This window comes from Hymenobacter siberiensis, from assembly GCF_018967865.2.
GTDB lineage: Bacteria > Bacteroidota > Bacteroidia > Cytophagales > Hymenobacteraceae > Hymenobacter > Hymenobacter siberiensis.
In genome coordinates this window covers 405,972-426,125 of record NZ_JAHLZY020000001.1, presented here as the reverse complement: position 1 = coordinate 426,125, position 20,154 = coordinate 405,972, and the positions used below count along the sequence as shown (strand labels likewise).

The following is a 20,154-nucleotide window of genomic DNA, read 5'->3' as shown; positions in this document are numbered from 1 at the left end:
GAATGGGCGAACGACTACCCCACCACCCGCGCCCCCGTGGTGCCCACCGGCCCCACGTACACGTTGCATTCAATTTTCAGTTCCGTGAATACGCTGCCCATGGCCGTGCCCACGGCCTGCGCCGTTGCCTCCGTCCGGTTCAGCATAAAAATCGACGGCCCCGAGCCCGAGATGCCACCGCCAATGGCCCCCAACGCCAGCGCCCGCGCCCGCGCCTCGGCCAGGCCGGGAATGAGCGGCAGCCGCGCCGGCTCCACAATGTAGTCGTCGAGCGAGCGGCCGATAAGGTCGTAATCCGCCATCATAAAGCCGGCTACCAGTCCGGCCACGTTGGCCCACTGGCGCACGGCCAGGCCCAGCGGCACGGTGGCCGGCAGCACCTTGCGCGAGTCGCTGGTTTTCAGCTCAATCTGCGGATGCACCACGGCCACCCACAGTGGCGGCGCGGGCAAGGCAATAATATCAATGGCCGGCTCCAAGGCCCGCACCACCGTGAAGCCGCCGAAAATGGCCGGCGCGATGTTATCGGCGTGGCGTGCTCCGGAGGCTACGGCCTCCCCTTCCATCGCAAAATCCACGAGCTGCATTTTTGTAAAGCGGTTGCCCAGCAGGGCATTAGCAGCCACCACCGCGCCGGCGGCGCTGGCGGCGCTGCTGCCCACGCCGCTGCCCGGCTTGATGCCTTTGGTGATTTCCATGTCGAAGCCCACAGCTTCCGGCACTTCTTTTAGCAGCGCCAGTAGGGCCACACCGGCCACGTTGTGCAGCGGGTCGGTGGGCAGGTTATAGGGGTCGAGATGCTGGATGCGGACGCCCGGCGTGGCGCTGCGCGTGAGGCGAATGGTATCGTAGGGCGCGGCCAACGACAGGCCAAATACATCGAAACCACAGCCAAGGTTGGAGAGCGTGGCAGGGGAATGAACGAGAACGGAATCAGGCATTATGTTGAATTAACAATTAAGAATTAGGAATGCCCGGCACCCTTCATCACCCAATTGTTAATTGTTAACTGTTAACTGTTAATTAAATCAAAGCCTTGCGGCGCGGATAATGTCTGCAAACACCCCCGAGGCCGTGACCTCCGCTCCCGCCCCGGCGCCCTTCACCACCAGCGGCTGGTCGACGTAGCGGTCGGTGTAAAACAGCACCACGTTGTCCTTGCCGCGCAGGTCGTATAAATCATGCCCGGGCGCTACCTGCTGGAGGCCCACGGCGGCGTGGCCATCGGCGTAGCGGGCCACGAATTTCAGGCGCTTGCCGGCCGCCGAAGCCGCCTCATACAGCGCCTTGAAGTGGCTTTCGTGCGCCGCCATCTGGGTATAGAAAGCTTCCACGTCGCCTTCGAGACAGGCCGGCGGCAGGAAAGTTTCGATTTCAATATCCGCCATTTCCATTACCTGGCCGGCCTCCCGGGCGAGGATGAGGATTTTGCGGGCTACGTCCGAGCCGCTCAGGTCAAGGCGCGGGTCGGGCTCAGTGTAGCCTTCGGTCTGGGCCTGGCGCACCACGTCGGCAAAGGGCCGGGTACCGTCGTAGTTATTGAACACAAAGTTGAGCGTGCCCGAAAGCACGGCCTCCATGCGCCGCACCACGTCGCCGCTGCGCGTGAGGTCGTTCAACGTGCCGATAATGGGCAGGGCCGCGCCCACGTTGGTTTCAAACAAGTAGCTGGCGTTGAACTCCTTCGACAGGATTTTGAGGCGGGCGTAGTGCGCGTAGTCCGACGAGGCGGCCACTTTATTACAAGCCACGATGGCCACGCTCTTGGCCAGCAAATCGGCGTAGATGCCGGCGGCGGCCGGGTTGGCTGTCACATCCACGAAGATGGAGTTGCGCAGGTTGCGGGCAATGATAAGCTGGGTAAACTCGGCCAGCGTCTGGGCCGGGGCCTGGGCCAGCTCTTCGGGCCAGGCCGTGAGGTCGAGGCCGTTTTCATCCACCAGGCAGTGGCGGCTGTTGGCAATGGCCACCACGCGCACCTGCAAGCCCAGCTTTTCGAGTAGGTGTGCCTGTTGCCGCGCCAGCTGCTCCAGCAATTTGCTGCCCACGTTGCCCGGCCCGAGAATAAACAAGTTCACCTGCTTCTTGGTAGACTCAAAAAAGGCTTCGTGCAGCACGTTGATGGCCTTGCGCACATCAGCAGCCCGAATTACGGTCGAAATATTCTTCTCCGAAGCGCCCTGCGCAATGGCCCGGATGTTCACCCCATTCTGCCCCAGTGCCCCAAACAGCTTGCCGCTGATGCCGGGGTGATTTTTCATATTCTCGCCCACCAGCGCCACAATGGCGAGGTCCCGCTCGGGCCGCAGCGGCTCGATGCGGCCGGCCGCGATTTCCGTGGCAAACTCCTCATCCACGGCCACCTGGGCCGGCGCGGCATCCGGCGTGTTCACGCCCACGCAAATAGAATGCTCGGAAGAGCTTTGGGTAATGAGAATCACGTTGATGCGCTCCCGGGCCAGCGCCTCAAACAGCCGCTTCGAGAAGCCGGGGATGCCCACCATGCCGCTGCCTTCCAGGTTCAGCAGAGTCAGGTTGCCGATGCTGGAAATACCCTGCACCACGGCCGGCGTGCGTGGCGGCTCCACTTCCACCAGCGTGCCGTAATCGTCGGGCGCGAAAGTGTTTTTAATCCAGAGCGGAATTCCGCGCTGCATGACGGGCTGAATAGTAGGCGGATAAAGCACCTTCGCCCCAAAGTGCGATAGCTCCATAGCCTCCTGATACGAAATGTGCGCAATGGGCCGGGCGCTGCGCACGAGGCGCGGGTCGGCGGTCATCATGCCGCTCACGTCGGTCCAGATTTCGAGCTTTTCCGCATCCAGCGCGGCGGCCAGAATCGCCGCCGTGTAGTCGGAGCCGCCGCGGCCCAGCGTGGTAGTGGTGCCGTGGGCATCGGCGGCGATGAAGCCGGGCACGACCCAGATTTTCGCCGGGTTTTGGGACTTGAAATCAGCCACTTGCTTTTGAGTCGTGGCCATATCCACTTCGGCCATTCCGAAGTGGGAATTGGTGCGAATGAGCTGCCGGGCATCGGCCCATACGGCATCCAGACCTTGCGCCTGCGCAGTCGCGGCAATCAGTTGCGACGACAGCAGCTCGCCGTAGCTCATCAGCCGGTCAAGGGTGCGTTTAGATAGTTCACCAAGAGCAGAAATGCCTTTGTAAATATTGATTATCTCAACGAATTGATTACTTAAATCGCCAATTTCTTCCATTGGCGTATCAGGCAATAGCTGATACGCTGCGTCTCCATGCCGCTGCAGTATATCGGTTAGCATCTTATTAACGTCGATGTCTCGCAGACTGCCGCCAGTCGCAGCGGTTCGCCCTACGTTAATCAGCGCATCGGTGGTCCCACCCAGCGCCGACACGACCATTACAACTGGCCCGCGCTCAGCAGCCGTGGCTACAATGGCCAGCGACTTGCGGATATTCTCGGCGGAGGCCACCGACGTGCCTCCAAATTTCAACACTTGCATTGCAGTTTCTGGTTAGTGAAGTTGCGGTGCCGCTTGGGTGGGAAGTGCGAAACCAGAAGAGTTTGAAAGCTTGAGCGGAAACGCCCAAGGGCGTAAAAAAACTGTTTGGTAGGGTAAGAACCGGGCCGGAATAGCCTTGCTACTCCATTGCCCGGCCCCGGCCACACCCAAACAGACAGGCGCAATGTAGGGCGCGGCACGGCCATTTCCCGCATCCATTCTGCGGTTTATTCGGGGTACCGGCCCGCCGATGGGCTTCTCCCGTCAAATCCCGCGAACCAACGTGCTGAATAGCGGTGTTTAGAATCCGTATCTTTGCACACTATCTGATTATTTCCCGAACACCCGATGCTCGATAAACTAGAAGCCATCAACCAGCGCTACGAAAACGTCAACGATGAGCTGATGCAGCCCGACGTGATGTCGGACCTGAAGCGCTACAAATCCCTGAACAAGGAATACAAGGACCTGGGCAAGATTGTGACGCAGTACCGCAACTACCAGCAGGTGCTCAGCAACATCGAAAATGCCCGCGAAGTCGTGGCCACCGAAAAAGACCAGGACTTCCGCGAAATGGCCAAGGCTGAGCTCGATGAGCTGATGCCCGAGCAGGAGCGCCTCGAAGTGCTCATCAAAGACCTGCTGCTGCCCAAGGACCCGAATGACTCCAAGGACGTCATCATGGAAATCCGGGCCGGCGCGGGCGGCGACGAAGCCGCCCTGTTTGCCGGCGATTTGCAGCGCATGTACATGCGCTTCGCCGAAAAGCAGAACTGGAAAATGGAGCTCATCGACGCCATGGAAGGCACCGCCGGCGGCTACAAGGAAATCATCGTGGCCGTGCGCGGCGAGGATGTGTACGGCAAGCTCAAGTTTGAAAGTGGCGTGCACCGCGTGCAGCGCGTGCCGGCCACCGAAACCCAGGGCCGTATTCACACCAGCGTGGCCTCCATCGTGGTTATTCCCGAAGTCGAAGAGTTCGACATCGAGCTGAACATGGGCGATATCCGCAAGGACTATTTCTGCTCCAGCGGCCCCGGCGGCCAGTCCGTAAACACCACGTACTCGGCCGTGCGCCTCACCCATTTGCCCTCCGGCCTCGTGGCCCAGTGCCAGGACCAGAAATCGCAACTCAAAAACTTCGATAAAGCCCTTGCCGTACTCCGCTCCCGCGTGTACGACATGGAGCTAGCCAAGAAGAACGAAGCCGACGGCTTAGTGCGCAAAAGCATGATTGGCGGTGGCGACCGTTCCGATAAAATCCGCACCTACAACTACCCCCAGGGCCGCGTCACCGACCACCGCATCGGCTACACGGTGTATAACCTGGCCAGCGTGATGGAAGGCAACGTCGACGACTTCGTAGAGCAGCTCCGCATTGCCGAAAGCGCCGAGCGCCTGCAGGAAGGCGTGACGAAATAAGTGGAAGCAGGAAGTGAGGAGCGGGAACTGCCCCAACGACCAACTCCCCTCCTTACCAAGGAGGGGAGTTTTTGCGAAGCAAAGACGGGGGTGATTGGGGGCGTTGAACGACTGATGTTGAACAATACCGTCCTTCACACTCGCACTTCCTTAAACATACTCATTTCCCAACGCCCAGCGTTCAACGCCCCCAACCACCCCAGCGCCCGCTTCGCGGCCGCGTCCCCTCCTTGGTAAGGAGGGGAGTTGACCGCCCAACGCCTTCTATGCGCCACCTCTTCCCGCTGTTTCTGGTCCTGAGCTGCCTGCTCACCTTCCTACCCGGCTGCGAGCCGAAGGAAGACTTGGTGCAAACATCCGGTAGCCTGGCATTTGCCACCGACACGGTGAAGTTTGACACGGTATTCACCACCATCCAGACGGTGACGAAGCGCCTGTGGGTGTACAACCGCAACAGCGGCGCGGTGAAAACCGACGTGAGCCTGGCCGGCAGGCTGGGTTCCACGTACTCGCTGATTATCAATGGCGATGCCGGCGCCACCATCAGCGGCATTACCATCCGGGGCAACGACAGCCTGCTGGTGCTGGTGCGCGCCGTGCTCGGCGACAACGGCAAGGACAAGCCCTTTCTGCTGGAAGACCAAGTGAATTTCCGCACCAACGGCAACGAGCAGAACGTGAAGGTGGTGGCCTTCGGGCAAAATGCCTATTTCCACCGCGCCGATTATGTCACCACCAGCACTACCTGGCGCACCGACAAGCCCCACGTCATCATCAATGCCAACCGGGTGCTGACGCCGGGCCAAGCTCCCGTTTCATTCGGGGTGCTGGTGGGCCAGGGAGTCACGCTGACTATTCCCAAAGGTGCCCGCATTTACGCCCACGCCGGCTCCTATCTGCAGGTGAACGGCACGCTGCGGGTGAACGACGACTTCGTGCCCGGCTCCGGCGCGACCGATACCGTGAAGGCTACCAACGCCAACATCGTGCGCTTCCAGGGCGACCGGCTGGAGCCGTTCTACGGCGACATTCCCAGCCAGTGGGGCGGCATTATTTTCAGCAGCACCAGCCGCAACAACAGCATTCGCTATACCGAAATCAAGAACGCCACTTTCGGCGCGCTGCTCTATAACCGCGACGGCCTGACGCCCCACCCCACCCTGGCCCTGAATAACACCGTTTTTCGCAATATCTCGGGGTCGAATGTGTCATTTGCCAATGCAAACCCCGGTACCGGCGGCGGCGTCATCAGCTATTCCGGCGATGTGGCGGCCACCAACTGCCTCTTCACCAACTGCGGCGAATATGCGATGGTGGGCATCGGCGGCTCCTACGATTTGAACTTCTGCACCATTGCCAACTACACGCCGGCCTTTCGGCGCGAAACGTCCTCCCTCACGTTCACCAACGTAGACGACGCCCTGAAATCCCCGCCAAAACTGCCAACTAGTGTCACCATTCGCAATTCCATCGTGTGGGGCTCTTTTGAGGATGAGTTGTATTTGCAGAACAACGGCGACCCCACGTTTACGTTCAGCATCCTGAATTCGCTGCTGCGTACCAAGGAGTACGGCGCTGCTTCGGACGCTACCGGCACCCCCGGTCTGGCCTTTCCCACCCGCTTCAATATCGTCAACATCGACCCGCTGTTTGTCCGCACGTCGCTCAGCAGCAGCCGGCCCGATTACACCCTGCAAGCCACCTCGCCGGCTACCGCGCCCCGCCGCGCCAAAGCCATTGGCTCTACCACGCCCCCTCGCGACCTCATCAACCTGCCGCGCAACCTGACATTCCCCAGCCTGGGGGCCTACGAGCACAAGTAAGCGCCGTTGAATCAGGTTATTCTAGCCGTAGCGCGAACTTTGTAGTTCGCGTCCCCGCGCCGCTAAAAGCCGTTCGAATGGCACGAAAACGCGAACTACAGAGTTCGCGCTACTATCCGGCCCGATGCACCACCCTGGAAACTACTCCACCCGCCCGGCCGCCGAATAGTGCAGCGTGTCGAACAGCACCAGCTTCTGGGTTCCCACCACTTTGTAGGTGCGCAGCTGGCCGTTTTCCAGCTGCACGCGCAGCTGCTTTTGCGCCGAAAATAGCGGGTTGTTCTGGATAATGGTAGCCGCGATTTCCTGCGGTACCGCGCCTTGCTGCACCACTGTCAGGCTGGCCACGGGCGCGTTGGGCTGGCCCGGCCGGCGCGTGTAGGTGCGGCGCAGGCGTCCATCGGGAAGCGCCACCGAGTCGACGGCATAGGCCCCGCGCAGGGCGGCTTTGTTGATATCAGCCTGGAAGAAAATCTGGAGCTCGTCATTCCATTTCACGGCGGGCACGCGCACAGTTTCGGGCGCGTTGCCGCGCAGGCTTACGTGCTTGGTCACGGCCGCATGGCGCTTCTCCAGCTGCGCTACCTGCTGCGTGAGCAGGCCTTTCACATCGAAGTACAGCGGCTGGCGGGCAGCGGGCGCGGCCGGGCCGGCATCGCCACAGCCGGCCAGCAGCACTACGCCCGTAGCCCACCCGCCTATTACCAGGCCGCGCTTACGCATTCGCAGGAGTGTTGGGCCGCAGCATGCTCAGGCCCGTCATCTCGGCCGGCTTGGGCACGCCCATCAGCTCCAGAATGGTGGGAGCCAGGTCGCCGAGCTTGCCATCGGCCAGGGTGCCGTGGTAGTCGCTGTCGGCCAGAATGCAGGGCACCAGGTTGGTGGTGTGGGCGGTGTTGGGCGAGCCGTCGGCGTTGCGCATGAACTCGGCATTGCCGTGGTCGGCAATGATGATGCTGGCGTAGCCGGCCTCCAGGGCCGCTTCTACCACGGCGCGGGCGCAGGCATCGGTCGTTTCCACGGCTTTCACCACGGCCTCGAACACGCCGGTGTGGCCCACCATGTCGGGGTTGGCGAAGTTCAGCACCACGAAATCGGCCGACTTGGCCTGCAGCTCCGGTATCAGGGCGTCGCGCAGCTCGGCGGCGCTCATCTCGGGCTGCAGGTCGTAGGTCGCCACTTTGGGCGAGGCCCGCAGGATTCGCGTTTCGCCGGCAAATTCATTCTCCCGGCCACCCGAGAAAAAGAACGTGACGTGCGGATACTTCTCAGTTTCGGCAATGCGAATCTGGGTTTTGCCGTGCGCAGCCAGCACTTCACCCAGCGTGTTGTTCAGGTTGTCCTTCTCAAAAATGGGCGTCACGCCCACAAAGGTGTCGTCGTAGTTGGTGAGGGTGAGATAATGCAGGTTGAGGCGCTGCATCTGGAAGGCGTTCATATCCTGCTGTGTCAGCACTTCCGTGATTTCGCGGCCCCGGTCGGTGCGGAAGTTGAAGCACAGCACCACGTCGCCGTCCTCAATGGTGGCCAGCGGCTGGCCATCGGCCCCGGTCTTCACGATGGGCTTCAGGAACTCATCCGTCACGCCGTCCTTGTACTGCTCCTGAATGGTTTGAATCAAGTTTTGCGAGGGCGTGCCGATGCCGTTCACCAGCAAGTCGTAGGCCACCTTCACGCGCTCCCAGCGGCGGTCGCGGTCCATGGCGTAGTAGCGGCCCACCACCGAGGCGATTTTGGCCCCGCTGCGCACTATCGACTCTTCCAGCTCATTCACGAAGCGCACACCACTCTTGGGGTCGGTGTCGCGGCCATCGGTGAAGGCATGCACGAACACGCGCCGTACACCCGCCTCGTGGGCAACGGTGCAGAGCGCCTTCACATGGTCGATGTGCGAATGCACGCCGCCATCAGAAAGCAAACCAATCAGGTGCAGGGGCTTATCATTGGCAATGGCATACTCAAAGGCTTTTACCAGCGCGGGCATCTGGCCCAGCTTGCGCTCCCGGATGGACTTACCGATGCGTACCAGCTCCTGGTTCACCACGCGGCCGGCCCCGATGTTCATATGGCCCACTTCGGAGTTGCCCATCTGCCCCTCGGGCAGGCCCACGGCTTCGCCCGAGGCTTGCAGCGTACTGTGCGGGAAGCGTTGCAACAGCTCGTGAAAGAACGGCGTACTAGCCGCATCTACTGCCGAAACTGCCGTATTCGGGGCAATACCCCATCCATCCAGAATTACCAATAATACCTGCTTACTCATGCTGCAAAGATACGGCGGCCCCGCGCCTCTGGTTGAAATTTTCTACCTTCGTGCCCGCTTTAAATCCGGGTTCTTTTCAGCCGTTTGCCGGCCTGCTTCTCCCCTTTTAACACTTACTGGCACCATTTTCGCTTAACTCTTTTCGCGTATGACGCACTTATTACCCTTATAATGAAACGCTATTTAATTAGGACTCTATTCATCGGATGGCTGTTCCTGCTCGGCTCTGTGGCGGCTCACGCGCAGGCCGATAACCTCGGAGCCGTTCGGTCAGCGTTGCGCAACGGGTCTTCCCGCGAGCTGTCGCAATATTTTGCCGCTACCGTTGAAATTGGTTTCGATGGCGACAAGCAGGGGTACAACGCTACGCAGGCCGAAATTGTCATCAAAGATTTTTTCGGCAAAAATGCTCCCAGCAGCTTCGAGTTTATTCATCAGGGCGAAAGCCAGGAGCACATTCAGTACGCCATTGGCCGCTATGCGGGCCGCAACGGTACCTACCGCGTCTTTGTGAAGCTCAAGCCCTCGCGCGGCGCACCGGTGATTGACACGCTGGATTTCACGAAAGAATAAGCTGAGCCCCAACCCCCACAGGTTGGGGCTTTTTTGTGGGCTTTCGCCACCGCCGCAAGGGCCGTACCTTTGCGCCGTGCAAACTATCTCTGCTCCCTATTCCTATCTCACGCCCGAGGCGCTGACCACCTTCATCCGCACGGCTTTGGCCGAGGATGTGGGCGACGGTGACCATTCGGCCCTGGCTTCCATTCCGGCCGCCGCGCGCAACCGCGCCCACTTACTGGTGAAGGGCGAAGGCATGCTGGCCGGCATGGCCCTAGCCCCGCTCATTTTTGCGGAAGTAGATACCTCGCTGACGATGACGCCCCTACTCGCCGACGGCGACCTGGTGAAGCACGGCGACATCGCCTTCACCGTGGAAGGCCCGGCCCGCAGCATCCTCACCGCCGAGCGCCTGGTGCTCAACTGCATGCAGCGTATGAGCGGCATTGCCACCTACACCGCGCACCTCAATACGCTGCTGGTCGGCACTCATGCCCGGCTGCTCGACACGCGCAAGACCACGCCCAATTTCCGCCTCTGCGAAAAGTGGGCCGTGCTGATTGGCGGCGGCGTGAACCACCGCTACGGCCTGTTCGACATGATTATTCTCAAGGATAACCACGTCGATTACGCGGGCGGCATTGCGCAGGCCATTGCGGCCACGCACGCCTACCTCACGCAAACCGGCCGGCAGCTGCCCATCGAAATCGAAACCCGCTCGCTCGATGAAGTGCAGCAGGCGCTGGACGCGGGCAGCATCGACCGCATTATGCTCGACAACATGCCCCCCGAGCAGCTGCGTGAAGCCGTGGAGCTCATCGCCGGCCGCTTTCCCACGGAAGCCAGCGGCGGCATCACCGAAAAAACCATTGCCGAAGTAGCCCGCACCGGGGTCGACTACATTTCGGTGGGGGCCCTCACGCACTCCGTCAAAAGCCTGGATTTGAGCCTGAAAGCATATTAAAAAGAATGTGAAGAATGTGCGGATGTGGAAATGTGCTGCACTGTAGACCATTCCACCTCTTTGCAGCCGATACATTCTCACATTTCAACACATCACTACATTTTCACATTACTCCCGTGAACCAACCAAATCAACGCGGCGGCGGCGGCGGCTTCCGCCAGTCCCAGCAGGCTCCGTCGCTGGCCATTCGCACCAAGAAAACCCAGCTCACCACCGACACCTACACCAAGATGGTGATGGGCGAAGTGTGGAAAAAAGACTGGGTGTACGCCCTTATTCCGTTTGCGCTGGGGCTGCTGCCGGCCATTTTTGTGCACTCCTGGTGGTGGATTGTGCTGGCCGTGGTGCTCACCATCCTGTTCGTGCTGTTCCGCTCGGCGCAGGTAACGGGCGTGACCCAGATGGAGCAGAGCAAGCCCCTGTTTGAGCGCATGGCGTTTGAGATAGACAACAAGCAGTTGTTGCTGCGCGTGGGCCCCGACAAAGAAGGCAAAGCCATGCAGCTGACCTGGGACATGATTGGCCGCGTGCGCCGCGATGTTGATGCGTACGTATTGTACCTCAAGCCCGGCACGCCGCCGGAGGGCATAGCTGCCTGGCGCCTGTGGCTGGCGCGCACGTTCGATGTGCCGGTGTTTTTACATTTGCCTTTCAAAATTTTCAACGCCGATAACGACCGTCGATTGTTTGAATCGATGTTGCGCCGCAAAAACCTGTTGCCAGCCGAGGCCGGCGCAGCTACCGTATAAATTCCAACCCCTGCTAATTTTACTTCGATGAAATTGACCTCCACCCTGTTGCTGGCCGTTTCCGCCGCTACTTTGGCCCTTACCTCCTGCAGCAGCGAGCCCTCCGACTGGCGCCCCGACGAAAAAGTATCGGTCGACCTGGTAGCCCCCGGCACCCGCGATACCGAAAACTTTGACAAATCGGTGCCGAACGCCTCCATCGAAAACGCCGATTCGCCGCTCATCAAGGCCGCTAAAGGCGAAACCGCAGAGAATGCCGAAGCACATCCGGCGGCCGAGGCGGCCATGTCGGCCAACGCTGAGGAAGGCATGCGCAAGCGCGGCAAGATGAATAATGCCGGCAAATCGGGCCAGGCAGATACGGCCGATAACGGCCACCAAATCCAGCGCTAAGGCGCGCGGCTCATTAGGTTATTCTCGTTTGGGTGGCAGCTTTGCCCGCTGGCTGGCGGTAGCAGAGCTGCCGCTTTGCGTCTTTTCAGAATGAAGAATGAGGAATGAAGAATGAAGAATTGACGCCTTGGCCGTCGGTCTTTCATTCTTCATTCCTCATTCTTCATTCCTCATTTTTTCTGTATGGGGTTTGCAATTTTTCTGCTGCTGCTCACCGTGCTGGGCGCGGGCGCGGCGGCGGCTTGGGTGCCGGTGGCGCGGAGCGGGCAGTGGCTGAAGCCGCTGCTGGCCTTCAGCGGGGCGTATTTGTTCACGCTCACGGTCACGCATATTCTGCCCGAAGCGCTGCAGCTGCTGCCCGAGCACCCCACGCGGGTGGGCTACTGGGTATTAGCGGGCTTTTTTGGGCAGCTGCTGCTGGAGGTGCTCTCGCAGGGCGTGGAGCACGGGCACGTACACGCCGAAACCGGCCATGGGCACGACGCCGTGGGCCGGGTGCCTTTTCTACTGCTGGCGGCACTGGTAGTGCACTCGTTTCTGGAAGGCAGCATTCTGGTGCACACGCCGGAAGTGGGCGATATCAGCCGGAATTTCTACGCCATTGTGGTGGGCGTGGCGCTGCACCACATGCCGGCGGCCTTTGCGCTGGCCACGCTGCTGCGGCTGCGGCTGGGCAGCTTCCGGCGGGTGTGGCCGGGCCTGCTGATTTTCGCGCTGGCCTCGCCAATCGGCATCATTTTCAGCAACTACGTGGTGCTGGCGCAGCTGCTGAGCAGCGGCTGGTACGCGGCGCTGCTGGGCCTGGTGGCAGGCAATTTCCTGCACGTTTCGACCACCATCCTGTTTGAAACCAGCCCCGAGCATCGCCTCAACTGGCCCAAGATGGCCGCAACGCTGGCGGGGCTGCTGCTGGCGCTGGCCGTGGCATAAGCGACGCTGTAAATCAGGTTCGCATGAGGGCGTATTCGAAACGCAATTGCAATTCCGCTTTTACATACTATGAATGGTGGTTTGCAGTATGTAAAAGAGATTACGCCTTACTATAACCACCGTTTTCATAAACATGTGGCACCCGCCAACACCCTTATTCCGCGTGCCAGCGATTCAGTCTTCGCCACAATCTTCTCGGCGAGCAGGCTAACTATGGCTTGGTTGGGCCGAACAAATAAGAGAGGCCAACTTTCGCGCCACCCCCCGGGATTAAGCCCAAGAGTCCATAAGGCGGAATGCGGAGGTTTTTGCTGATAAGCACCTCGGTGCCCAGTGCCAAGCGAGGCCCCAACTGATAGCGCAAACCAAGGCCGCCAACTACATGGGGTTCTGTGGCGCTGATGTCTGGGTAGTAAAAGCTTTCGCTGCGGGTCGCAGAGGTTCGTGTTATCGTCGTCGACACTTGGCCGCGCACCCAAGCCACCCCAAGCAACCATTCCAACTGCAGGGGCCGCTGTGGGCGGTGGCTGAAACGAGCCAGCAAAGTGAGCGCCGTGCTGGTGGTGACCTCCAGATTTCGAAAGGTGAAGGCCTCGCCATTAATCACGCTTTCGCCCCCGCTGCTTTCCTCCGTTCGCTGCCCATACTGAACATCCGCTTGCAGGGCGACTCGAGAGGTAATGAAATAGCCACCCGAGACATAGGCTGGGTATATCCGGGAATGGGGCTGGTTGATGGAGTAGTAGCTGTGGTAAGCAGCACCGATGCCAGCGTACCAGCGCCCTTTCCGAGCCACCGAATCCGGGGCTTGCCCAAAGGTCGTGCCGTGACAAACCAAGAGCGTCACAACAACTTTCCCTGCGAGAAATTTTCCAGTCGATAGGCGCTTTAAAGACATGATTGTCAAATTGGTAGAGGAGGAGCGGTAAAGCAAATGTAGTAAATACATTGTTTTTGCTATGTGAAATTTCGCACTGCGTAGCTAAAACCGGTTCCTCCGCCCGTTCCGAGGGTGTTGAACCCTCCTATTTTTGAACGCCTAACAGTTGCCCAGCACCAGATGCTAGGAGGCCATTGCGGGGATGAAAGAGTTTAAGAAACTCGTCTACGATTCAAAGTTTAAGAAACTGGCAGAATGGATGAGTTTCGTGAACTCCAGAATAGAGTCTGCCCCCCCGCCAAAGTACCACGCCGGCCGTGCCCCAGACGGCAGCGAAAACCTACCACTTTTCCGAGACTTATCCGGTAAGAGATGTTACACTAAGTTGTCTATCAGTAGCAAGTGCGCCATCCTTGTCCTTTGCATTTTCTTACTGACGCAGGCTTCTTTTAGCCCTCAATAGTCAAAACCTCCCCACCGCCCAGCAGGAAATCCTCTAGCTGCCGCGCCCGGGCGGTTTCGCGGGCCAGGCTGGCTTGCAGGTGTACCAGCCGCTGGCGCATGGCCAAAATGATGTCGAGCGCCTCGGGGGCCAGGCCCAGCTCGTGGTGCAGGCGGGCGAGGCGCGGCAGGTCGTCGGGCTCGTCTACGATGACGGTTTCGGGCGCGGGCGCGGCGCGGAGCAGGCCGGCTTGCAGGAAGTCGCGCAAGTCGGCCGGGGCCAGGCCGTAGCGCACCGAGCATTCCTGGAAAGTGAGCGTGATGAAGGTTGCTTCCATGATGAATAAGACGATGGGTTGGGCTTCAGGTTCCTACTCGGCAGCGCGCAAGTCGGCCAACTGTTGAATCAACTCTTTTTCTGGTTCGGTGAGGTTTTGGGGCAAGGTCAGGGTGAGGCGCAGGTAGAGGTCGCCAAACTCGCCGTCCTTTTTATACACCGGAAAGCCCTTGCCACGCAGGCGCAGGCGGGTGCCGTTGGCCGTTTCGGGCTTGAGCTTGATTTTGACGGAGCCGCTGAGGGTTTCCACCGTTTGCTCGCCGCCCAGCAGGGCCTTGTACATGCTCACGGGCACGTCCTGGGTGAGGTCGTCGCCGGTGCGGGCGTAGCGGGCATCGGGCCGGATGCGGAAGGTGATGAGCAGCGCGCCGTTGGGGCCGCCGTTGCGGCCGGGCCCGCCCTGGTCGCGCAGGCGGATGGTCTGGCCGTCGGCTACGCCCGGCGCGATGGTTAGGCGCAGGTTTTTGCCATTCACCGTGATGGTGCGCGGGCCGCCGTGGTAGGCTTCCTCCAGGCTCATTTCCAACTCGGCCTGGTAGTCGCCCCCCGCGCCAGGGCGGGTGCCGCCGGCCCGCCGCCCACCGCCGCCGCCCATGTTGCCGAAGAGCGAGCCGAAGAAATCCGAGAAATCCTCGCCTTCGCCAAACGGATTGCCGCCCCCACCCTGGCCGCCCTGGCCCTGGGTGTACTGGCTCCAGTCGAAGCCGCCGCCGGGCTGGCCGCCACGGCCCGCGCCGCCGCCGGGCTGCTGCTGGTAGCGCTGCCAGTCGGCCCCGAACTGGTCATACTTCTTCCGCTTTTCGGAGTCGCTGAGGACTTCGTTGGCTTCGTTGATTTCTTTGAATTTCTGCTCCGCGCCCTTGTCGTTGGGGTTCACATCGGGGTGGTGCTGGCGGGCCAGCTTGCGGTACGCCTTTTTAATCTGCTCGGGCGTAGCGGTTTTATCTACTCCCAGCGCCTTGTAATAGTCTTTGTAATCCACTTGAAGAGGGAGAAATGCGATGGAATTATTCGTCGGTCATTGGCAGCTGCGAAAGCGGCCGGCGGCGGCCCGCACTGCAAATTCGTCATTTACCAGCCAATTTCCGCCGCTGACAATTTTACGCGGCGCATCACGTTACCGCCCACCCGCTCTCGTATAGTGAGATGGGGCAGCCAAGAAACGGGGACGCTTGGTTTTCGGCATCAAAATTGGGTATGCTAGCTGAACGAAAGCGCCAACAGAATGTTGACTTTCCAACCCCTACATCCCAGAGCCAATTTTGCACTCCCCGGGAACATAATACAATTAGCATTTTCCGAAAAAGCCTTATATTTGCATATTGAAAGCATTTATCGTTGCGCTTTTCCTTATTCCATTTTTAACCTTTCCATGAAAATCAAGAATCTATCCTTCGGTGTTTTTGCGTTGGCTTTTCTGAATATTGCCGCAGCGCAGGCTCAAACGGCCCGCCCGGGCCGTGTGCAGCCCAAGCCGCGCGTAGCCGCATCGGCCATCGAGGGAATCAAGGATGGCATTTCGATGCAGAAGGGCCGTACCGTACTCACCGAGCTCGGCATTAGCAACCCGCTTACAGCTGATAAAAAGCTGGTTAACGGCACTATCATCACCCCGGCCGGCATCGTGACGACGCCCAATGGCACCACCACTCAAATTACGGAGGGCGACTACGTTTCGCTCACCGGCCGCGTAACGAGCCGGCGGGCCATTGCCGACGCCGACAGCATTGCCAAAGTCATGGTCTTCGATGCCAAATACCCCGGCAAGCGCAAGAAAATGGAGGCCGAAGCCGAGCGCAAAGCCAAGGACAAAGCCAAGCGCGAAGAAGAAAAAGCCAAGGCCAAGGCCAAAGCCGAAAAGAAGAAGAAAAAGTAATCCGCGTGCTGCCCAACGCCAAAGCGCCGCTTCCCTCGAATGGGAAGCGGCGCTTTGGCGTTGCGATGGTTCGCAGCGGCAGCCACCTATCTTTCGGGGCCACACGCCGTATTGCCGCCCATGCTCTTTTATACTGTGATGAAACCGCTGGTGCAGGTTGCGCTGCGGGTCTTTTTCCGCCGCATCGCGGTGCGGCACCCCGAACGCCTGCACCTGCCGGGCCCGCTGCTGCTGGCCGGCAACCACCCCAACACCCTCATGGACCCGCTGCTGGCGGCCGTGAACCGCCGCCAGCCCATTGCCTTTCTGGCCAAAAGCACGTTTTTCAGCAATCCCATCGTGCGGGCCATCATGCAGTCGGGCAACTCCATTCCCATCTACCGGGCGCAGGACGCGGGCACCGGCGGCCCCGTCACGCCCGAGCAGCGCGCCGCCCAGAACGAGGCCACCTTCGGCCGCTGCTACGACTACTTGGGCCGGGGCGGCACCATCATGATTTTTCCGGAGGGCACCAGCGTGAGCGAGCGCCGCCTGCGGCCCCTCAAAACCGGCGCGGCCCGCATTGCGCTGGGGGCCGAAGCCCGCCATAAGTTTAAGCTGGGCCTGAAAGTGGTGCCGGTGGCCACTAACTACTTTGACCCCAGCAAGTTTCGCTCGGATGTGCTGCTGAACGTGGCCCCGCCCATCGTCGTAGCCGACTATGCCGCCGCCTACGCCCAGGACCCCGACGAGGCCGCCGACCAGCTCACCGAGGCCATTCGGGTGGCGCTGGAACGCCGCCTGGTCATCACCCGCGACGCGGCCGAGGACACCTTCGTGCAGCAGATTGAGCGCACCTTCGGCGACCACCTCAACCCCGACGACGACCCCGACACCCTCTACGACAACTTCCTGCTGAGCCGCACCCTACTCCAGGCCCTGCCCTGGGCCGAGCAGCACTTCCCCGAGCGCCTCACCGCCGCCCGCGCGCAGTTTGCCGCCTACCTGGCCGACCTGCGCCGCCACAACCTCAGCGACGAAGCGCTGGATAGCCAGCGGCGCGGCTCCGTGGCCGGCCTGCTCAACCTGGTATTTGGCGCGCCGGTATGGCTGTATGGCGTGGTTAATAACTACCTGCCTTACATCCTGCCTTCGGCCGTGGCTAAGCGGGCTACCAAGGATGTGGAGTTTGTGGCTCCCATCATGCTGGTGATGGGCATGCTGACTTTCCCGCTGGCCTACGTGCTGCAGGCAGCAGCCGTGCACTACTTCACTCACGACTGGCGGCTGACCGCACTGTACGTGCTCAGCCTGCCCCTCACCGGTTTTTATGCCCTGAGCTACTGGAATACGCTGGCAGCCCGCCTGCGGCGGCTGCGCGCCGCCCGCTTTTTCCGGCGCACGCCAGCCGTTGGTGCCGCACTATTGCAGCAACGCACCGCTTTACTAACCGAGCTGGAAGATGCCCGGATGGCGTACCTAACCGCCAGGGCGGAGGCCTGAGTCAGGCAGGCAGCAGCGCGCCGGCCAGCAGCGCCACGGCAATGATGACCACGCTGGGCACCTTCTCCCAAAGCAGCAGCAGGAACGTGGCCCCCACCAGCAGCGGGTTCAGGGGCAGCGAATCGATGGGGCCGAGGTGAAACGGCAGCTCCAGCAGGCGGTCGGGCAGCGGGTGGTAGAGCAGGAAGGTGGCCGCGCACACCAGCCCCGCGCTCACGGCGTTGATGCCCTCCAACGAGGCCTGCACCACCCGGTACTGCCGCAGCCGGTCCCAGAAGCGAATCACGAAGAAGATGAGAAACGTGCCCGGCAGAAAGATGCCCGCCGCGCCCACCAGTGCCCCCAGCACCTGCATGCCGTTGCCACCCGCCGGCCGCATGGCCAGCGCCCCGATGTAGGCCGCGATGGAAAAATTAGGACCTGGCATGGCCTGCACCAGTCCCAGGCCCGACAAAAACTCCGTTCCCGTGAGGTAGTGCTTGAACTCCACAAACTCGGCATACAGCAGCGGGGCCAGCACCTGCCCACCCCCAAATACCAGCGAGCCGTTGCGGTAAAAATTCTCGAACAGCCGCACCGGCAGCAGCTGCGTGTAGTGCCCCAGCACGGCCGCCCCCACCAGAATACCCAGCCACAGCACAAAATTGGCCCACTCCACGCGCAGCGGCTTTTTTTTCTGCACAATGGCGTGCTTGCGGTAGCGCACCGTGGTTACGGCCCCGCCGGCCAGCAGCAGCAGCGGCAGCATCCAGGGCAGCTGGAAAAAGTAGGCCATCATGGCGGCGGCCACCATCAGCCCCACGGCCGTTTTGGTATGAATGACCTTCTCCGCAATCTTGTAGGCCGAGAACGCCACAAAGCCCACCGCCACCGGCTGCACAAACTGCACCAGCGCCGCCACCCGGGCCGGGTCGAGATGGCTCAGGGCGAGGGCGGCCAGCGTCATCAGCGTCACGGACGGAGCCATCCAGACCAGCAGCGTGAGGTAGGCCAGATTGGGCCCACCCAGCCGGAAGCCGATAACGGTAATGGTTTGGGTGGACGTGGGCCCCGGCAGCAGCGCACACAGCGCCTGCAATTCCAGCAGCTCGGGCGTGCTGATGTAGCGGCGCTTATCCACCAACAGCCGGAAAAACATGGCCAGGTGCGCCTGCGGTCCGCCAAAGGCCGTGAGGGCCAGCACGGCCACATCCTTCAGAAAAATAATGCCCCGCCCCCGCCGCGTGCGCTTGCCCGAGCGCCGCGGGGGCGGCGTGAGGGAAACGGGTGCGGCGGGGTGCGGGGCAGTAGGTGGCGTTGGAACGGTCATGCGGAACAAAAAAGAACGTCATGCTGAGCTTGTCGAAGCATCTCTTCCGCTTCGTTACCCCAACTTGGATTACTTGCGCAGTAGAGATGCTTCGACTTCGCTCAGCATGACGTGCTGGTTATTGTTCTGAACTTCTTCCTTATTTCTTCTTCAGCCCCAGCTCAATCAGGCGCTCGTTCAGAAACTCGCCGGCCGTGATGTCGGCTTCCTTCTTGGGGTTGTCGGGGGTCACGCAGTGCTCCAGGGCAGCCAGGCTCATTTCGGAGCGCGGGTGCATGAAGAACGGGATGCTGAAGCGCGAGGTGTTCATTTTTTCGCGGGCCGGGTTCACCACGCGGTGAATGGTAGATTTCAGCACGCCGTTGGTGAGGCGCTGGAGCATGTCGCCCACGTTCACCACAATCTGGTCGGGCAGGGCCGTGATGGGAATCCATTTGCCGTCGCGGCGCTTCACCTGCAGGCCGTCGGCGCTGGCCCCCATCAGCAAGGTAATGAGATTGATATCGCCGTGTTCGGCGGCGCGCACGGCATCGGCGGGCACCGCGTCCGGGTCTTCGATGGGGAAGTAGTGAATGGGGCGCAGGATGCTGTTGCCGTGCTTCACCTTATCATCGAAGTAGTTTTCGGGTAGGTGCAGGTACAGCGCAATGGCACGCAGCACGTCCTGGCCGGCGCTTTCCAGCGTGCGGTAAGCCGTGAAGGTGCTCTTCTGGAAGCCCGGAATTTCCTGGGGCCAGATATTGTCGGGGTACTCGTTTTTGATGGGGTCCTCTTCCTCCACTTCCTGACCTACGTGGTAGAACTCCTTCAGGTCGCCGGTGTTGCGGCCCTTGGCGTGCTCCTTCCCTTTGCTGATGTAGCCGCGCTGGCCGGCCAGCTCGGGATTTTCGTAGCACTGCTTGGCTTCGTCGGGCAGTTGGAAAAACGCCTGCACATCGGCGTATAGCTGCCGGGTTTGCTCGTCGTTGAGGCCATGGTTTTTCAGGGCTACAAAGCCGATGTTCTGGTAGGCCTCGCCGAGCTGCTGCACAAAACGAGCCTTACGCTCGGCGTCGCCGGAACGGAAGTCGGCGAGGTCGAGCGAGGGAATATGGTCAAGAAGTTGGTCTTGCATAATAAAATTGAGTTTACTTTGAGGCTACGTAAGACTCTTGGTGGGCAACGGCGCAAGTTAAGCAAAACCCGGCACCGGTCCTTCATCGTAAACGACCCCGCTCATCGATACTATTCAATAAATCACTACCACTT

General features: G+C 60.6%; 18 protein-coding genes. 9 read left to right on the top strand and 9 right to left on the bottom strand.

Features of this window, described 5'->3' with window-relative positions:
* Positions 1-14: 14 nt before the first annotated feature.
* Together KQ659_RS01790 and thrA are read right to left on the bottom strand one after the other, a co-directional pair.
* The gene (locus KQ659_RS01790; protein ID WP_216685507.1) at positions 15-941 is read right to left on the bottom strand and encodes a homoserine kinase; all 927 of its coding nucleotides are present in this window, start codon (positions 939-941) and stop codon (positions 15-17) included.
* A gap of 87 nt (positions 942-1,028) precedes the next feature.
* Positions 1,029-3,482, bottom strand: a complete 2,454-nt coding sequence (thrA, locus tag KQ659_RS01785; RefSeq protein ID WP_216679065.1) for a bifunctional aspartate kinase/homoserine dehydrogenase I — start codon at positions 3,480-3,482, stop codon at positions 1,029-1,031.
* A gap of 348 nt (positions 3,483-3,830) precedes the next feature.
* On the opposite strand from thrA, the gene prfA reads away from it, so the two are divergent.
* Positions 3,831-4,904 (top strand): peptide chain release factor 1, encoded by a 1,074-nt coding sequence (gene prfA / locus KQ659_RS01780; RefSeq protein WP_216679066.1) that lies wholly within the window; start codon positions 3,831-3,833, stop codon positions 4,902-4,904.
* A gap of 266 nt (positions 4,905-5,170) precedes the next feature.
* Positions 5,171-6,727 (top strand): hypothetical protein, encoded by a 1,557-nt coding sequence (locus KQ659_RS01775; protein WP_216679067.1) that lies wholly within the window; start codon positions 5,171-5,173, stop codon positions 6,725-6,727.
* A gap of 141 nt (positions 6,728-6,868) precedes the next feature.
* Here the strand turns inward: KQ659_RS01775 and KQ659_RS01770 are convergent, their stop codons facing one another.
* On the bottom strand, positions 6,869-7,450 hold the full coding sequence (locus KQ659_RS01770) for a hypothetical protein (protein WP_216679068.1): 582 nt from the start codon (positions 7,448-7,450) through the stop codon (positions 6,869-6,871).
* Positions 7,443-8,987 carry a 2,3-bisphosphoglycerate-independent phosphoglycerate mutase gene (gene gpmI / locus KQ659_RS01765; protein WP_216679069.1) on the bottom strand — a complete coding sequence of 515 codons (1,545 nt, stop codon included), beginning with the start codon at positions 8,985-8,987 and terminating at the stop codon, positions 7,443-7,445. The genes KQ659_RS01770 and gpmI overlap by 8 nt, the downstream gene beginning before the upstream one ends.
* A 171-nt stretch (positions 8,988-9,158) precedes the next feature.
* Between gpmI and KQ659_RS01760 the strand changes: the two genes are divergently transcribed.
* The 5 genes from KQ659_RS01760 to KQ659_RS01740 all read left to right on the top strand — a co-directional run bounded on the left by KQ659_RS01760 (position 9,159) and on the right by KQ659_RS01740 (position 12,581).
* A complete protein-coding gene (locus KQ659_RS01760) occupies positions 9,159-9,560 on the top strand; it encodes a DUF4783 domain-containing protein (RefSeq protein WP_168671422.1) in 402 nt (133 codons plus the stop codon).
* A 76-nt stretch (positions 9,561-9,636) separates the two neighbouring features.
* Positions 9,637-10,509, top strand: coding sequence for a carboxylating nicotinate-nucleotide diphosphorylase (gene nadC / locus KQ659_RS01755; RefSeq protein WP_408610736.1), 873 nt, complete (start codon positions 9,637-9,639; stop codon positions 10,507-10,509).
* Positions 10,510-10,625: 116 nt separating this feature from the next.
* Positions 10,626-11,258 carry a hypothetical protein gene (locus KQ659_RS01750; protein WP_216679070.1) on the top strand — a complete coding sequence of 211 codons (633 nt, stop codon included), beginning with the start codon at positions 10,626-10,628 and terminating at the stop codon, positions 11,256-11,258.
* A gap of 27 nt (positions 11,259-11,285) precedes the next feature.
* On the top strand, positions 11,286-11,651 hold the full coding sequence (locus KQ659_RS01745) for a hypothetical protein (protein WP_216690389.1): 366 nt from the start codon (positions 11,286-11,288) through the stop codon (positions 11,649-11,651).
* A 183-nt stretch (positions 11,652-11,834) separates the two neighbouring features.
* A complete protein-coding gene (locus KQ659_RS01740) occupies positions 11,835-12,581 on the top strand; it encodes a ZIP family metal transporter (RefSeq protein WP_216690390.1) in 747 nt (248 codons plus the stop codon).
* 211 nt (positions 12,582-12,792) lie between these two features.
* On the opposite strand, the gene KQ659_RS01735 is transcribed toward KQ659_RS01740, so the two are convergent.
* From KQ659_RS01735 to KQ659_RS01725, 3 genes are all read right to left on the bottom strand, one after another.
* A complete protein-coding gene (locus KQ659_RS01735) occupies positions 12,793-13,479 on the bottom strand; it encodes an outer membrane beta-barrel protein (RefSeq protein ID WP_216690391.1) in 687 nt (228 codons plus the stop codon).
* Positions 13,480-13,910: 431 nt separating this feature from the next.
* On the bottom strand, positions 13,911-14,240 hold the full coding sequence (locus tag KQ659_RS01730; RefSeq protein WP_168671426.1) for a hypothetical protein: 330 nt from the start codon (positions 14,238-14,240) through the stop codon (positions 13,911-13,913).
* A 33-nt stretch (positions 14,241-14,273) separates the two neighbouring features.
* Positions 14,274-15,221 carry a DnaJ C-terminal domain-containing protein gene (locus KQ659_RS01725; RefSeq protein ID WP_216690392.1) on the bottom strand — a complete coding sequence of 316 codons (948 nt, stop codon included), beginning with the start codon at positions 15,219-15,221 and terminating at the stop codon, positions 14,274-14,276.
* Between the two features lie 390 nt (positions 15,222-15,611).
* Here KQ659_RS01725 and KQ659_RS01720 point away from each other — a divergent pair, with 390 nt between their 5' ends.
* Positions 15,612-16,115: a DUF6799 domain-containing protein gene (locus KQ659_RS01720; protein ID WP_216679076.1), complete on the top strand. Its 504-nt coding sequence runs from the start codon at positions 15,612-15,614 to the stop codon at positions 16,113-16,115.
* Between the two features lie 120 nt (positions 16,116-16,235).
* Entirely contained in the window at positions 16,236-17,597 is a 1,362-nt protein-coding gene (locus KQ659_RS01715) for a lysophospholipid acyltransferase family protein (RefSeq protein ID WP_216690393.1), read from the top strand.
* 1 nt (position 17,598) lies between these two features.
* Here KQ659_RS01715 and chrA read toward each other — a convergent pair whose 3' ends face one another.
* Positions 17,599-18,906: a chromate efflux transporter gene (gene chrA, locus KQ659_RS01710; RefSeq protein ID WP_216679078.1), complete on the bottom strand. Its 1,308-nt coding sequence runs from the start codon at positions 18,904-18,906 to the stop codon at positions 17,599-17,601.
* A gap of 139 nt (positions 18,907-19,045) precedes the next feature.
* Positions 19,046-20,020 carry an isopenicillin N synthase family dioxygenase gene (locus tag KQ659_RS01705; protein WP_216679079.1) on the bottom strand — a complete coding sequence of 325 codons (975 nt, stop codon included), beginning with the start codon at positions 20,018-20,020 and terminating at the stop codon, positions 19,046-19,048.
* Between the last annotated feature and the right edge of the window lie 134 nt (positions 20,021-20,154).